General features: G+C 74.2%; 13 protein-coding genes. 7 read left to right on the forward strand and 6 right to left on the reverse strand.

The annotated features are described in order from the left end of the window. Nucleotides 1-29: 29 nt before the first annotated feature. Genes sufC through OOT42_RS11570 form a run of 5 tightly spaced genes read right to left on the reverse strand, consistent with a single transcriptional unit; the run spans nucleotide 30 to nucleotide 4,611 of the window. The gene (sufC, locus tag OOT42_RS11550) at nucleotides 30-788 is read right to left on the reverse strand and encodes a Fe-S cluster assembly ATPase SufC (RefSeq protein ID WP_273651359.1); all 759 of its coding nucleotides are present in this window, start codon (nucleotides 786-788) and stop codon (nucleotides 30-32) included. A gap of 16 nt (nucleotides 789-804) precedes the next feature. Then, a complete protein-coding gene (locus OOT42_RS11555) occupies nucleotides 805-1,137 on the reverse strand; it encodes a non-heme iron oxygenase ferredoxin subunit (RefSeq protein ID WP_273651360.1) in 333 nt (110 codons plus the stop codon). After that, nucleotides 1,134-2,432, reverse strand: a complete 1,299-nt coding sequence (sufD, locus tag OOT42_RS11560; RefSeq protein ID WP_273651361.1) for a Fe-S cluster assembly protein SufD — start codon at nucleotides 2,430-2,432, stop codon at nucleotides 1,134-1,136. Before sufD ends, OOT42_RS11555 begins: the two co-directional genes overlap by 4 nt. Next, nucleotides 2,432-3,877, reverse strand: coding sequence for a Fe-S cluster assembly protein SufB (sufB, locus tag OOT42_RS11565; RefSeq protein ID WP_273651362.1), 1,446 nt, complete (start codon nucleotides 3,875-3,877; stop codon nucleotides 2,432-2,434). The genes sufD and sufB overlap by 1 nt, the downstream gene beginning before the upstream one ends. Beyond that, complete coding sequence (locus OOT42_RS11570) at nucleotides 3,874-4,611, reverse strand: helix-turn-helix transcriptional regulator (RefSeq protein WP_273651363.1); 738 nt, start codon at nucleotides 4,609-4,611, stop codon at nucleotides 3,874-3,876. Before OOT42_RS11570 ends, sufB begins: the two co-directional genes overlap by 4 nt. A 268-nt stretch (nucleotides 4,612-4,879) precedes the next feature. Here OOT42_RS11570 and OOT42_RS11575 point away from each other — a divergent pair, with 268 nt between their 5' ends. The 5 genes from OOT42_RS11575 to OOT42_RS11595 all read left to right on the forward strand — a co-directional run bounded on the left by OOT42_RS11575 (nucleotide 4,880) and on the right by OOT42_RS11595 (nucleotide 9,566). Beyond that, complete coding sequence (locus tag OOT42_RS11575) at nucleotides 4,880-5,803, forward strand: ABC transporter ATP-binding protein (protein WP_273651364.1); 924 nt, start codon at nucleotides 4,880-4,882, stop codon at nucleotides 5,801-5,803. Beyond that, nucleotides 5,800-6,576: an ABC transporter permease gene (locus tag OOT42_RS11580; RefSeq protein ID WP_273651365.1), complete on the forward strand. Its 777-nt coding sequence runs from the start codon at nucleotides 5,800-5,802 to the stop codon at nucleotides 6,574-6,576. The genes OOT42_RS11575 and OOT42_RS11580 overlap by 4 nt, the downstream gene beginning before the upstream one ends. Nucleotides 6,577-6,658: 82 nt before the next feature. Continuing rightward, the gene (locus OOT42_RS11585; RefSeq protein WP_273651366.1) at nucleotides 6,659-7,642 is read left to right on the forward strand and encodes a COX15/CtaA family protein; all 984 of its coding nucleotides are present in this window, start codon (nucleotides 6,659-6,661) and stop codon (nucleotides 7,640-7,642) included. Nucleotides 7,643-7,731: 89 nt separating this feature from the next. Then, on the forward strand, nucleotides 7,732-8,748 hold the full coding sequence (locus tag OOT42_RS11590) for an ATP-binding cassette domain-containing protein (protein WP_273651367.1): 1,017 nt from the start codon (nucleotides 7,732-7,734) through the stop codon (nucleotides 8,746-8,748). Further along, entirely contained in the window at nucleotides 8,745-9,566 is an 822-nt protein-coding gene (locus tag OOT42_RS11595; RefSeq protein WP_273651368.1) for an ABC transporter permease, read from the forward strand. Before OOT42_RS11590 ends, OOT42_RS11595 begins: the two co-directional genes overlap by 4 nt. Before the next feature lie 59 nt (nucleotides 9,567-9,625). Here the strand turns inward: OOT42_RS11595 and OOT42_RS11600 are convergent, their stop codons facing one another. Beyond that, nucleotides 9,626-13,000: an AfsR/SARP family transcriptional regulator gene (locus OOT42_RS11600; RefSeq protein WP_273651369.1), complete on the reverse strand. Its 3,375-nt coding sequence runs from the start codon at nucleotides 12,998-13,000 to the stop codon at nucleotides 9,626-9,628. A 203-nt stretch (nucleotides 13,001-13,203) separates the two neighbouring features. Between OOT42_RS11600 and OOT42_RS11605 the strand changes: the two genes are divergently transcribed. Together OOT42_RS11605 and OOT42_RS11610 are read left to right on the forward strand one after the other, a co-directional pair. Next, on the forward strand, nucleotides 13,204-14,226 hold the full coding sequence (locus OOT42_RS11605) for an ATP-binding cassette domain-containing protein (RefSeq protein WP_273651370.1): 1,023 nt from the start codon (nucleotides 13,204-13,206) through the stop codon (nucleotides 14,224-14,226). Next, the gene (locus OOT42_RS11610) at nucleotides 14,226-15,038 is read left to right on the forward strand and encodes an ABC transporter permease (protein WP_273651371.1); all 813 of its coding nucleotides are present in this window, start codon (nucleotides 14,226-14,228) and stop codon (nucleotides 15,036-15,038) included. The genes OOT42_RS11605 and OOT42_RS11610 overlap by 1 nt, the downstream gene beginning before the upstream one ends. The last annotated feature ends 84 nt before the right edge of the window (nucleotides 15,039-15,122 follow it).

Consider the following 15,122-nt stretch of genomic DNA (forward strand, 5'->3'; position numbering starts at 1 on the left):
AGCCCCGGGGACGGCATGGTCGTCGGTGCTCAGACCGCCGACGTGAGGAACCGGTCGTAGCCCTCGTTCTCGAGGCGCTCGGCGAGCTCGGGCCCGCCCTCCTCGGCGACCTTGCCGTCGACGAAGACGTGCACGAAGTCGGGCTGGATGTAGCGCAGGATGCGCGTGTAGTGCGTGATGAGCAGCACGCCGACGTCCGGGTTCTGGCGGACGCGGTTGACGCCCTCCGACACGACGCGCAGCGCGTCGACGTCGAGGCCCGAGTCGGTCTCGTCGAGGATCGCGAACTTCGGCTTGAGGAGCTCCATCTGGAGGATCTCGTGGCGCTTCTTCTCGCCGCCGGAGAAGCCCTCGTTCACGGAGCGGTCCGCGAACGCCGGGTCCATGCGGAGGTTGTCCATCGCGGTGCGGACGTCCTTGACCCACGTGCGCAGCGGCGGGGCCTCGCCGTCGATCGCGGTCTTGGCGGTGCGCAGGAAGTTCGACACCGAGACGCCCGGCACCTCGACCGGGTACTGCATCGCGAGGAACAGACCGGCGCGGGCCCGCTCGTCGACGGACAGCGCGAGGACGTCCTCGCCGTCGAGCGTCACCGTGCCGCCGGTGATCTGGTACTTCGGGTGCCCGGCGAGCGAGTACGCGAGCGTCGACTTGCCGGACCCGTTCGGGCCCATGATCGCGTGCGTCTCGCCGCTGTTCACGGTCAGGTCGACACCGCGCAGGATGGGCTTGGCGCCCTCCTTGGTCTCGACGCTGACGTGCAGGTCGCGGATCTCCAGGGTGGCCATGCGGGGAACTCCTAGGTCAGAGGGGGGCGTCGACGTCGACCAGCACACGCTGGCCGTCGACGGTCACGGGGTAGACGGGGACGGGTCGCACGGCGGGCGGACCCAGCGGCTTGCCGGTGCGCAGGTCGAACCGCGACCCGTGCAGCCAGCACTCGATCGAGCAGTCCTCGACCTCGCCGTCGGACAGCGAGACGGCACCGTGCGAGCAAATGTCGCTGATGGCGTGCAGCTCGCCGTCCTCGTCGCGCACGATGGCGACCTCGACGGGTCCGGACTCGCCCTCGAGCTCGACGCGGAACGTGCCGGCGACCGGCACGTCCTCGTCGTAGCAGGCGAGCTGGGCGGTCATGCGCGCTCCGTGTGCGCCGCCGTCTCGGCGCCCTCGACGTGCGGTGCGGCGAGCGCGTCGAGCGCCGACATCGACGCCTCGAGCTCCTTCTCGATCGCGCCGATGAGGCGCTCCTCGACCGCGGGCACGCCGATCTCCTGGACGAGCTCGGCGAAGAAGCCGCGGACGACGAGGCGACGCGCGTCGGCCTCGGGGATGCCGCGGGCGCGCAGGTAGAACAGCTGCTCGTCGTCGAAGCGGCCGGTCGCGGACGCGTGGCCCGCGCCCTCGATGACGCCCGTCTCGATCTCGAGGTTCGGCACGGAGTCGGCGCGCGCGCCGTCGGTGAGGACGAGGTTGCGGTTGAGCTCGTACGTGTCGGTGCCCTCGGCCGCCGCACGGATCAGCACGTCGCCGACCCACACGGTGTGCGCACCCGCGCCCTGCAGCGCGCCCTTGTAGGTCACGCGGCTCACGCAGTTCGGGACCGCGTGGTCGACGAACAGGCGCTGCTCCTGGTGCTGGCCCGCGTCGGCGAAGTAGAGGCCGAGCAGGTTGACCGACGCGCCCTCGCCGACGAACGCGGCGTCGGGCGTGATGCGCACGACGTCGCCGCCGAGCGTCACCGCGATGTGCTTGACGGTCGCGTCGCGACCGATCCGCAGCCGGTGCGACGACGCGTGGACCGAGCCCTCGGCCCAGTCGTGCACCGTGACGACGGTGAGGTGCGCACCCTCGTCCGCGACGATCTCGACGGTCTCGGTGAGCGACGCGTGCCCGACGTGGTCGATGACGACGACGCCCTCGGACAGCGCCTCGGCGTGCACCAGCAGGTGCGTCGCCGACGGCTCGAGCGGCGCGTCGTGCGTGCCCGCACCCTCGACGCCCTCGATCTTGATCGACGTCACGGTGGACGCGACCTTCTCGCGCGGGATCGTCACGACCGTCGCGCGCGGGAACGACGCCCACGCGACGGCGGCGGTGCGGTCGCCCGGCTCGCCCGCGCGGCCCAGGCGCTCGTCGTCGCGGTCGACGATCTCGACCCTGACCTCGGGCGCCTCGACGACGGTCGTCAGCACGCCGTGACCCGTGAGCACGCCCTCGCTCGTCGCGGCGAACAGCGGCGCGAGGCGGTCGACGGGCGAGAACCGCCACTCCTCCTCGCGGCCCGTGGGGACCGCGAAGTCGGCGACGTCGAAGGACGTCGGGCGCGCGGCGCGGGACGCCTCGGGGGTGCCCCCGGTGCCGTGCGTGTGGGCCCCGTCGGCGACCGCCCGGGAGTGGTCGGTCGACAGGTTCTCCGTGGTGGTCGTCATCAGCCGACGGCCCCTTCCATCTGCAGCTCGATGAGGCGGTTGAGCTCGAGGGCGTACTCCATGGGGAGCTCGCGCGCGATGGGCTCGACGAACCCGCGCACGATCATCGCCATGGCCTCGGTCTCGGGCATGCCCCGGGACATCAGGTAGAACAGCTGGTCCTCGCTCACGCGCGACACCGTGGCCTCGTGGCCCATCGACACGTCGTCCTCGCGGACGTCGACGTACGGGTAGGTGTCGGAGCGCGAGATCTGGTCGACGAGCAGCGCGTCGCAGAGCACGTTCGACGCGGAGTGGCTCGCACCCTCCAGCACCTGCACGAGCCCGCGGTAGGACGTGCGGCCACCGCCGCGCGCGACCGACTTCGAGACGATCGACGACGACGTGTGCGGCGCGGCGTGCACCATCTTGGCGCCCGCGTCCTGGTGCTGGCCCTCGCCCGCGAACGCGATCGACAGCGTCTCGCCGCGCGCGTGCTCGCCCATGAGGTAGATCGCCGGGTACTTCATCGTGACCTTGGAGCCGATGTTGCCGTCGACCCACTCCATCGTCGCGCCCTCGGCGGCGGTCGCCCGCTTGGTGACGAGGTTGTACACGTTGTTCGACCAGTTCTGGATCGTCGTGTACCGCACGCGGGCGTTCTTCTTGACGATGATCTCGACGACCGCGGAGTGCAGCGAGTCCGACGAGTAGACGGGCGCGGTGCAGCCCTCGACGTAGTGCACGTACGAGCCCTCGTCGGCGATGATCAGCGTCCGCTCGAACTGGCCCATGTTCTCCGTGTTGATGCGGAAGTAGGCCTGCAGCGGGATCTCGACGTGCACGCCCGGCGGCACGTAGACGAACGACCCGCCCGACCACACGGCGGTGTTGAGCGACGCGAACTTGTTGTCGCCCGGGGGGATCACGGAGCCGAAGTACTGCTCGAAGATCTCGGGGTGCTCGCGCAGGCCCGTGTCGGTGTCGAGGAAGATGACGCCCTGCTCCTCGAGCGACTCCTGGATCTGGTGGTAGACGACCTCGGACTCGTACTGCGCGGCGACGCCCGCGACGAGGCGCTGCTTCTCCGCCTCCGGGATGCCGAGGCGGTCGTACGTGTTCTTGATGTCCTCGGGCAGGTCCTCCCAGCTGGCGGCCTGCTTCTCCGTCGAGCGCACGAAGTACTTGATGTTGTCGAAGTCGATGCCCGACAGGTCGGAGCCCCACCACGGCATGGGCTTCTTCTCGAAGAGGCGCAGCGACTTCAGGCGCGTCTTGAGCATCCACTCGGGCTCGTTCTTCAGCGCCGAGATCTCCCGCACGACGGCCTCGGACAGGCCACGCTTGGCCGTGGCTCCGGCCACGTCGGTGTCGTGCCAGCCGTAGTTGTAGTTGCCGATCGAGGCGATGGCCTCGTCCTGCGTGAGCGGCGCGGCGACTGCCGCGTTCTCGGTGGGTGCACTCATGCTGTCGGTCCTTCCGGGGCGAGCACGGGGGCTGCGGGGGTCGGTGCGGTCGTCGGGATGTTCGTGGTGCACACGTGCCCGCCACCGGCGAGGGTGGCGAGCCGTTGCACGTGGACGCCGAGGATGCGCGAGAAGGCGCGGGCCTCGGCCTCGCAGAGCTGCGGGAACTCGTGCGCGACGTCCTGGACGGGGCAGTGCCCCTGGCAGAGCTGGACGGCCCGCGCGCCGGGGACGGGTCGTGCGGACGCGGCGTACCCGTCGGCCGTCAGGCCGTCGGCGAGCGAGCGGGCGCGGGCCGTGACGTCCTGGCCCGCCGCGTCGACGACGGCGACGAGCCGCTGCTCGAGGTCGCGGACGCGCTGCTCGGCGAAGCTCTCGACGGCCGCGGGACCGCCGGTCTCCGCGAGGAAGCGCAGCGCCTGCGTGGCGAGCTCGGAGTAGCGGTGCGAGAGCGCGGCCTGGCCGCGGCTGGTCGCGACGTAGCGACGGGCGGGACGACCGCGGCGGGCGGGACCGACCCCGACGCCGACGTGCACGGCGATCTGGTCGCTCGACTCGAGGACGGCGAGGTGCCGGCGGATGCCGGTGGTCGTGAGGTCGAGCTGCGCGGCGAGCTCGGCGGCGGACACCGGACCCTGCGCGGCGACGAGCCGCAGGACGCGCTCGCGCGTGCCGGCGTCGGACTCGGGGGTCGCCGGGGCGCTCACGGCGTCGACGGGCAGCGTCGCGCTCATGGTCACCTCCCGGTCTCGTGGGCCTCCCCCACGTGCGACCCGCGTCCGGCCGCGGGCACGACCGGGGGACGGTCGCGATATTGGCAACATCCTTGTTGCCGAAATCCATCCCTGCAAGCAAGGGTGACCTTGCCTGCAGGTCACGCGGGCGGCCCGCCCACCGCGACGACCGGCGACGACGGCAGCACCCGGCGACGCCTGTGGCAGACGTCACGGCGACCTGCGGACACGCCGGCACGGCCCCGCCGCACGCCTAGACTCGCCTCTCGTGCCCGACTCCCCCGCGCTGGAGGTCCGTGGGCTCGTCAAGCGGTACGGCGGTCGCGCCGTCGTCGACGGGCTCGACCTCGTCGCGCTCCCCGGCCAGGTGACGGCCGTGCTCGGGCCGAACGGCGCGGGCAAGACCACGACGATCGAGTGCTGCGAGGGGCTGCGCACGCCCGACGAGGGCAGCGTCCGCGTCCTGGGGCTCGACCCCCGCACCCGTGCCCGTGACCTGCGCCCACGCGTCGGCGTGATGCTGCAGGACGGCGGGCTGCCGACCGCGATCCGCGCCGCGGACATGCTCGCGCACGTCGCCCGCATGTACGCCGACCCCCGCGACCTCGGCGAGCTCACCGAACGGCTCGGGCTCGGGTCGTTCGCGCGCACCACGGTGCGCCGCCTCTCGGGTGGTCAGCGGCAGCGGCTCGCGCTCGCCGCGGCCGTCGTCGGGCGGCCCGACGTCGTGTTCCTCGACGAGCCGAGCGCCGGGATGGACCCGCAGGCGCGGCTCGCGGTGTGGGAGCTCGTGCGCGAGCTGCGCGCCGAGGGCGTCGCGGTCCTGCTGACGACCCACCTCATGGACGAGGCCGAGGACCTCGCCGACCACGTGGTCGTCGTCGACCAGGGCCGCGTCGTCGCCGAGGGTTCCGTCGCCGACCTGCTGACCTCCGCCGACGACCGGTCGCTGCACCTCGAGGCGCCCGCGGGTCTCGACCTCGACGGCCTGCGCGCCGCGCTCGGCGACGGGTTCGCGGTCGCCGAGGCCGCGCCGGGCACGTACGTCGTCTCCGGCGCCGTCGAGCCCGCGACCGTCGCGGCCGTCACCACCTGGCTCGCCGCGCACGACGTGCTGGCGACGCGCCTGTCGGTCGGCCGCTCGACGCTCGAGGACGTCTTCCTCGACCTCACCGGACGGGACCTGCGATGACGACGACCGCGACCCGCCACGAGCACGCCGGCGCCGCGCCCACGTGGCGGCGCGTCCTCGCGCAGACGTCGTTCGAGGCCCGCGCGATCCTGCGCAACGGCGAGCAGCTCCTCGTCACGGTCGTCGTGCCCGTGCTCGTGCTCGTCGGCCTGACGCGCGGCACGTTCGTCGAGCTCGACACCGGCGGCGCGAGCCGCATCGACTTCCTCGCGCCGGGCGTGCTCGCCCTCGCGGTCATGACGACGTCGTTCACCTCGCAGGCCATCGCGTCGTCGTTCGACCGCCGCAACGGCGTGCTGCGGCTGCTGTCGACCACACCGCTCGGGCGCGGCGGGCTGCTCGCGGGCAAGGTGCTCGGGGTGCTCGTCGTCGAGCTCGTGCAGATCCTCGTGATCGGCACCGCGGCGGTCGTGCTCGGCTGGCGGCCCGACCCCGCGGGCATCCCGCTCGCCGCGGTCGCCGTCGTCCTCGGCACCGCCGCGTTCACGGCTCTCGCGATGCTCGTCGCGGGGACGATGCGCGCCGAGGCCGTCCTCGCCGTCGCCAACCTCGCGCTGCTCGTGCTCGCGGTCGCGGGCGGCGTGATCGTGCCGCCGAGCAGCCTGCCCGGGCCGCTCCCGCACGTCGCGCTGCTGCTGCCGTCGGGCGCGCTCGGCGAGGCGATGCGGGAGACGCTGCTGCACGGCGTGCTTCCGCCGTGGTCGGTCGTCGTGCTGCTCGGCTGGACCGCCGCGCTCGGCCTGGGGGCCGGACGCCTGTTCCGCTGGCACTGACCGGCGGCGCAGGCGGCCGTGTGACGCGGCTCGCGCCCCGCACGGTCGGGGCCGACCACCGCACCGAACTACCCTGGGACGCGTGACGACGCCGCCCGCCACCGCCCCCGTCCGGCCGCCCCTGCTCGACCGGCTCCGGCCGCGCTGGACCCGGCCCGCGGTGATCGCGAACCTCGTCGGGCAGATCGTCATCGTCGGCACCGGCGGCGCCGTGCGGCTCACCGGCTCGGGCCTCGGCTGCTCGACGTGGCCGCAGTGCGAGCCGGGCGAGTTCACGCCCCGCTTCCACGAGGCGACGTCGATCCACCCGTTCATCGAGTTCGGCAACCGCACCATCACCGGCGTGCTCGGGATCCTCGCGATCGCGGTCGCGCTGCTCGTCTTCTCCGACCGCAGCCGCTCGGCCGGGTACCGCTGGCTCGGCCTCGCGCCTCTCGCGGGCGTCGCCGTGCAGGCGGTCGTCGGCGGCATCACCGTCCTCGTCGACCTGCACCCCGCGATCGTCGGCGGCCACCTGCTCATCTCGATGGCGCTCGTCGCCGCGTCGACGTGGCTGCTCGTGCGCTCCGCGGAGGGCGACGCGCCGCCCGAGCCGCTCGTCGACCGCACGACGTACGCGCTGCGCTGGCTGCTCGTCGCGCTCGCCGTCGTCGTGCTCGTGCTCGGCGTGGTCGTCACGGGCGCGGGCCCGCACTCGGGCGACGAGGAGGTCGGTTACCGGTTCGCCGTCGACCCGTACGCCATGGCGCGCGTGCACGCCGCGTCGGTCTGGCTCTTCGTCGCCGTGCTCGCGGTCATGCTGTGGCGGGTCCTGCGGTCGCAGGTCGGCGGTCGCCCCCGCTCGGTCGGGCTTCTGCTGCTCGGCGTGACGCTGGGACAGGGCCTGATCGGCTACGTCCAGCTCTTCACCGGCCTGCCGATCGCGCTGGTCAACCTGCACATGGTCGGGGCCGCGCTGCTCGCCGCCGGCGTCGCCTCGTTCTGCGGCGCGCTGCGCACCCGCGGTCCGGCCCCCGTGGTACCGGGCGCCGGGACGCCCGCCGCGGCGCCGCTGACGGCGGTCTGACAGCGGACCGACAGCGGCCCGCCGCACCGACAGCGGGCTGACAGCGGCGTCCGCGCACCCTGGTCACGACATCGACCAGGGAGGACACCATGACCCACCACACCTGGGCCATCGAGGCCGAGGGCCTCGTCAAGACCTTCGGCGCGCAGCGTGCCGTCGACGGCGTCGACCTCACCGTCCGGACCGGCACCGTCTACGGCGTGCTCGGCCCGAACGGCGCGGGCAAGACGACGACGATCCGCATGCTCGCGACGCTCCTGCGCCCCGACGCCGGCACCGCCCGCGTGTTCGGGCACGACGTCGCGCACGAGCCGCACGTCGTGCGCCAGCTCATCGGCGTGACCGGCCAGTACGCGTCGGTCGACGAGACGCTGAGCGCGACGGAGAACCTCGTGCTCTTCTCGCGCCTGCACGGCTTGTCCCGGCCCGCCGCCCGCGCGAAGTCCGCGGACCTGCTGGAGCGGTTCGGTCTGACGGAGGCAGCGAACAAGCCGCTGCGCAACTTCTCCGGCGGCATGCGCCGCCGGCTCGACCTCGCGGCCAGCCTCATCGCGCAGCCGCCGCTGATCTTCCTCGACGAGCCGACCACGGGCCTCGACCCGCGGACCCGCGCGCAGATGTGGGACACGATCCGCGAGCTCGTCGCGACCGGCTCGACCGTCCTGCTCACGACGCAGTACCTCGACGAGGCCGACCAGCTCGCCGACCGCATCGCCGTCATCGACCGCGGCCGTGTCGTGGCGGAGGGCACCGCCGACGAGCTCAAGTCGGCCGTGGGCACCCAGTCGCTGCAGCTGCGCCTCGCCGACCCCGGCCAGGTGCTCGCCGCCGCCGCGACGATCCGCGACCGGTTCCGCGTCGAGCCGACCGTCTCCCCCGAGGCCGCGCGCCTCACCCTCCCGCTGGACGACCCCGCCGCGGTCACGGACCTGCTCGTGCTGCTGCGCGAGCGCGGCCTCGCCGTCGACGAGCTGTCCCTGCAGAAGCCCTCGCTCGACGAGGTCTTCCTCACGCTCACCGGCCACCCGGCCGAGGCGTCCGACGACGCGGACCCGTCCGCGCCCGAGCACGCGGCCCACGCCGCAGGAACGGCGGTGAACGCATGAGCGCCACGACCCTGACCCCCACGACCCACGTCCCGGCCGACCTCGCGCGGGCCGTCTCGGGGCCCGTCGCCGTGCGGCAGTCGCTCACCATGGCGTGGCGCGGGCTGCTCAAGGTCCGCCGCACGCCCGAGCAGCTCTTCGACGTGACGCTGCAGCCGATCATCTTCACGCTGATGTTCACGTACATCTTCGGGGGCGCGATCTCCGGCAGCGTCCGCGACTACCTGCCCGTCATCATCCCGGGCATCCTCGTCCAGACCGTCCTGACCACGTCGGTCGTCACGGGCGTCCAGCTCCGGGAGGACATGGACAAGGGCGTGTTCGACCGGTTCAAGTCGCTGCCCATCGCGCGCGTCGCACCCCTCGCGGGGGCCCTGGTCGCCGACACCGTGCGCTACCTCATCGCGACGACCCTGACGTTCACGATGGGCTACGTCATGGGCTACCGGCCCGGCGGCGGGATCGGCGGCGTCGTGCTCGCCGGCCTGCTGGTCGTGCTGTGCTCGTGGTCGCTCAGCTGGATCTTCGCGTTCTTCGGCGTCGTCGGGCGCACCGCGTCGTCGGTCCAGGGCATCTCGTTCCTCGTGCTGTTCCCGCTGACGTTCCTGTCGAACGCGTTCGTCGACCCGTCGACGATGCCGCGACCGCTGCAGGTCTTCGCCGAGGCGAACCCGGTGTCGCACCTCGTCACGGCCGTGCGGGAGCTCGCCAACACGGCGACCGTGACGCACCAGGTCGGCCTCGCGCTGCTGGGGTCCGCGATCGTCGTCGCGGTCTTCGCACCGCTCGCCGTGCGGGCGTACATGCGCAAGGCCTGAGCGCCGCACGACGGCGCCCCGGGAACCTCCCCGGGGCGCCGTCGTGCGTGCGTCCCGCGTCAGCGCCAGAGGGTGTCGACGAGCGTCAGCGCCCGCGCAGCGGCGTGCCGCCGCCCGACGGCCCGCGCGCGCACGCGTGCGGCGTCCGCCCGGTCCCCGCCCAGCAGCTCGCGGGCACGCACCTCGAGCGGCCCGCGGTGCAGCATGGGCAGGTCCTGCCGGGAGCCGAGCAGCTCGGCGAGGAAGAAGAGCTCGAGCCCGTCGTCGACCCGCGTGCCGTCGTCCGTGCCCGCCCACGCGGCGGTGCCGAGACCGACGGCCGCCGTGCCGAGGACGGGGTGGTCGACCGCACCGGCCGCACGGACGAGCTGCCACTCGTGCACGTGCCTCGCGAGCGCGGGCGCCGGCGCGCTCGGCTCGGGCCGGCCCTCGCGGACCGCCTCCGGTGCGAGCACGAGGCGGGCGATCCAGCCGACCGTGATCATGATGAACCACGGCGACGTCCGCTCCCCGCCGCCGTCGGGCCCGAAGGCGTCGTACGCGGCCTGGAGGTGGTCGAGCGCGGCGGCGACGTCGCCCTCGGCGGCCGCGATCTCCCCCCGTCCCGCCTGCTCGAGCGCCACGAGCTCGGACGACTGCCAGGTGGTCCGGCCCGTGCGGCCCGACGCGGCGACCTCGGCGAGCGCGTCGCACCGGTCGCGCGCGGTCGCCAGGTCGCCGACGCCCACCGAGGCCGCGAGCTCGAGCCACGCGACCTGGTGCAGCTCCTCCTCGGCGACCAGGCGGCCCATCCCGGTGCGCGCCACCGACACCCATCGCAGCGCCTCCTGCGCGAGCCCTTCCTCGGCCGCGAGCTGCGCGAGGAACGACGCGTTGTTCGCCTCCGCCCAGACGTCGCCCCGGGCGACGCCCAGCGCGTACGCCTCCTCGACCCATCGCCGCGCCACCTCGAGCCGGCCCGAGTTCTCCGCGAGCTGCGCCGAGAGCATGTGGCCCAGCATCGCCAGGTAGGTGTCGCTCGACCGTCGGAGGTCCGCGAGCTCGCGCGCCATCCCGGCGACCGACCCCGCGAGCGCGAGCCCCGCGAACGCGCGCGTCCGGGGGCCGAGGTGCGACCCGAGCTCCCGCACGACCAGCCGCAGGCGCGCGAGCGCACGCGCGGTGCTCCCCGCGTCCCCGAAGATGCCCATCGCGGCGAGCTCCGTGAGCGCGAGCGCCGCCGCGTCCGCGTGCCGGGGCGCGACCCGCCACCCGTGCGTGCCCGCCAGCAGGTCGATGCCGAGGCCGAAGACCTGCTCGTGCGCCCCGCGCAGGCTCCAGTACCCGGTGAGCGCGACGTACAGCGCGGACGCCTCGCCCGTCAGGCCGCGGTCCAGCGCCGTGCGGAACGCGAGCAGCAGGTTGTCCTGCTCGCGGCGCAGCGCGCGCATCGCCGCGGGCTGGTCGCCGTCGACGAGCGCGGGTGCCCAGCGGTCGGCGAACGCGAGCGCCCACGCGAGCATCGCGTCGAGGGCGGCGTCGTGCTCGCCCGCCTCGGTCAGGCGCAGGTGGCCGAACTCGCGGACCGTCTCCAGCATGCGGTACCGGACGACCGGCTCGTCGTCGCCCTCGCCGCGGTCCTCCACGACGCTGCACAGGGACTGCAGCACGAGACCGTCGAGGGCGTCGAGCACGTCCCAGGCGTCGTCGGTGCCGGCTCCGTCCGTGGCGACGGCCCCGTCCCCGGTGACGGCGGGCGCGGTCGTCAGCCGGCCGAGCGCCGCGGCCGCGTCGAGGTCGAACCCGTCGGGCAGCACGGACAGACGGCGCAGCACGCGCTGCTCGTCGTCGCCCAGCAGGTGCCAGCTCCAGTCGATGACGGCCTCCAGCGTGCGGTGGCGGTCGGGCGCCAGCCGGTCCCCGGACCGCAGCAGCGCGAACCGGGCGTCGAGGCGGCGCTCGACCTCCTCGACCGTCATGGTGCGCACGCGCGCGGCGGCGAGCTCGATCGCGAGCGGCAGCCCGTCGAGCCGTGTCGCGATGCGCGCGACCACCTCGAGCGGCAGGGCGACCCCCGGCCGGGCGGCACGCGCCCGCTCGCAGAACAGCTCGACGGCGGCGCCGTGACCGCCGTCGACCGGCAGCGGCGCGAGCGGGTGCACGCGCTCCCCCGCGACGAGCAACGGTGTGCGGCTCGTCGTGAGGACCCGCAGGCCGGGCACGGCCGCGAGCAGCGCGTCCGCGCACTGCGCCGCCCCGGCCACGACGTGCTCGCAGTTGTCGAGCACGAGCAGGGTCGGGACCTCTCCGAGCCGCTCGGCGATCCGGCCTGTGGCGTCGGGCGTCGCGGGGAGCCGGTCGCCGAGCCGGGCGCTGCGCGTCCCGTGCGCGAGGCCGAGCGCCGACGCGATCGCCGTCTCGACGTCGGCGTGCGAGCGCACGCCCGCGAGCTCGACGACGACGACCCACGCGTCGTCCTGTGCGCGCCGGCCGACCTCCTGCACGAGCGTCGTCTTGCCGAGCCCGCCCGTGCCGAGCACGGTGACGAGGCGGGCGTCCGCCCACGCGGCGTCGACGGCGGCCAGGTCGTCGGCGCGTCCCAGCAGCGCGTGCCGCGGGGCGCGCAAGCCGACCGGGTGCCTCGCGGGTCCGCGTCGCGGCGCGGCCGTCGCGGTCGCGTGCTCCGACCGCGGCACCGCCGCGGACGGGCCGTGCGCCGCACCGGCCGTCCCCGCGAGCAGGCGCTCGTTGAGTGCCACCAGTTCGGGTCGTGGGTCGGCGCCGAGCTCGTCGGCGAGCACGTCGCGGACGCGCGCGAACGTGCGCAGGGCGTCGGTGGTCCGCCCCACCGCGGCCTGGGCGCGCATGAGCCGCAGCTGCGCGTCCTCGTCGGCGGGCGCGGTCCCGGCTGCCGTGGTCGCGAGGTCGAGCGCCTCCTCCGGTCGGCCGAGAGCGAGCAGCGCCTCCACCTCCACGGCCGCGAGCGCGTGCCGCGCGGAACGGGCCGCGTCGGCCAGCGCATCCGCGAGGCCCGGTGCGGCGTCCGCGACGTCCGGTCCCGCCGTGCCGCGCCACAGCGCCGTCGCGTCGCGCGCGGCCGCGAGTGCCGCGTGCGGGTCGCGCGCGAGGAGAGCGCGGGCGTCGGCGGACGCCCGGCGGACGACCGACAGGTCCGACGGCCCGCCGAGCCGGTACCCGCCGTCCTGCGACTCGACGACCTGCGCGCTCGCCGCGGCGCGCGTGCGCGACACGACGGTCTGGAGCGCACCCCGGGGGTCGGCGGGCGGGTCGTCGGGCCAGAGCTCGTCCGCGAGCGCGCGCCACGGCACGGTCGCACCGTCGGCGAGCGCGAGGGCGACCACGAGGGCACGGGCGCGCGGCCCGCCCGGCGAGACCGTCCGGTCGCCGGCGGCCACGAGCACGGGGCCCAGCACGGAGGCGACGACTGCGGGCACCGGACCACTCTAGGTCCGGACGCGTGCGCGGCCGCCGCGCCGCGGCGACGTGACCAGCCTCGACGCTCGCGCGGCACCCGGGTCGCGCGCCCGCGCCGCGTCGTCCCCCCGGACCGCGCGCCCCGGCCGGAGGTCCGGCCGCGACCGGTACGAACAGGAGGGAACGGGACGAATGTGGGCGGCGGTCCCTACGCTGCTGTGGCATGACCGACGCGATCACCGCCACCGGACTGGTGAAGCGGTACAAGGACGTCACGGCGCTGGACGGCGTCGACCTCACCGTGCCCACCGGCTCGGTGCTCGGTCTGCTCGGCCCCAACGGGGCGGGCAAGACCACCATCGTCCGCATCCTCGCGACGCTGCTGCAGCCTGACGCGGGCTCCGCGACCGTCGCGGGCGTGGACGTGCGCACCCACCCGCGCGAGGTGCGCCGCCGCATCGGCCTGTCCGGCCAGTACGCGGCGGTCGACGAGTACCTCACGGGGTTCGAGAACCTCGACATGATCGGCCGGCTCTACCACCTGGGCGCGAAGAGGTCGCAGGCGCGCGCCCGCGAGCTGCTGGCGGCGTTCCGGCTCGAGGACGCGGCCGACCGCCCCTCGAAGACGTACTCGGGCGGCATGCGGCGACGGCTCGACCTGGCCGGGGCGTTGGTGGCCGACCCGCCCGTGATCTTCCTCGACGAGCCGACGACGGGCCTGGACCCGCGCGGGCGCGCGGACATGTGGGAGGTCATCCAGGACCTCGTCGCGGGTGGCACGACGCTGCTGCTCACGACGCAGTACCTGGAGGAGGCGGACCTGCTCGCGGACGAGATCGTGGTCATCGACCACGGCCGGATCATCGCGCAGGGCACGTCGGACGAGCTCAAGCTGCAGGTCGGCGGCGAGCGCCTCGAGCTCACGGTGCGCGACCCCGCCCGGCTCGACGACGCGCGACGCCTGCTCGAGCCGCTGGGCGTGGGCGCGGCGACGCTGGACCACGGTCGTCGCTCGCTGCTCATGCCCGTCGACGGCGGCCCCAGCACGCTCACGGAGTCGCTGCGGGTGCTCGGCGACGCGGGCATCACGCTCGACGACGTGGGCCTGCGGCGCCCGACCCTCGACGACGTGTTCCTCTCGCTCACCGGCCGGCCCGCGGAGGAGGACGGCGACGGCCGCCCGTCCGACGAGGAGCCGCCCGCCGGTGTCACGACCGGTCTGCGACCGACCTCCGGAGGCGAGTGATGGCCACCCCGATCGTGCTGTCCGACGCCTACGTCGTCGCGAAGCGGAACATCATCAAGATCAAGCGCGTCCCTGACCTGCTGGTCTTCACCACGCTGTCGCCCATCATGTTCGTGCTGCTGTTCGCGTACGTGTTCGGCGGCGCGATCGAGGTCCCCGGCGGTGCCGACCCGGGCGCGTACCGCGAGTTCCTCATGGCGGGGATCTTCGCCCAGACGGTGATCTTCGGCGCCACGATCACGGGTGCGGGCCTCGCCGAGGACATCAAGAAGGGCATCATCGACCGCTTCCGCTCGCTGCCCATGGCGCCGTCGGCCGTCCTCACCGGGCGGACGCTGTCGGACGTCGTGAACAACGTGCTCGTGCTCGTCGTCATGAGCCTCACCGGGCTGCTCGTCGGCTGGGGCATCCACAGCTCGGTCGCGGAGGCGGCCCTCGGGTTCCTGCTGCTGCTGGTGTTCGCCTACGCGATCTCGTGGGTGATGGCGTGGCTCGGCATGCTCGTCCCGAGCGTCGAGGTGTTCAACAACGCGACGTTCATCGTCATCTTCCCGCTGACCTTCGTCGCGAACACGTTCGTGCCCCTGGACACGCTGCCTGCCCCGCTGCAGACGTTCGCCGAGTGGAACCCGGTCTCGGCGGTGACGCAGGCGTCGCGCGAGCTGTTCGGCAACATCCCCCCGCAGGTCCCGCCGCCCGCCGCGTGGCCCCTGCAGCACGCCGAGCTCTACACGCTCATCTGGGCGGGGATCTTCCTGCTCGTGTTCATCCCGCTCGCGAACCTGCAGTACCGCCGGTCGACGAGCCGCTGAGACGCGCGACGCGGCGCACCTCAGCCCGTGAGGGCCGGAGGGCGCCGCGTCGGGGCGTGCGGTCGGGGCGTGCGGTCGGGGCGT

The sequence above is a fragment of the Cellulomonas fimi genome (genome assembly GCF_028583725.1).
GTDB lineage: Bacteria > Actinomycetota > Actinomycetes > Actinomycetales > Cellulomonadaceae > Cellulomonas > Cellulomonas fimi_B.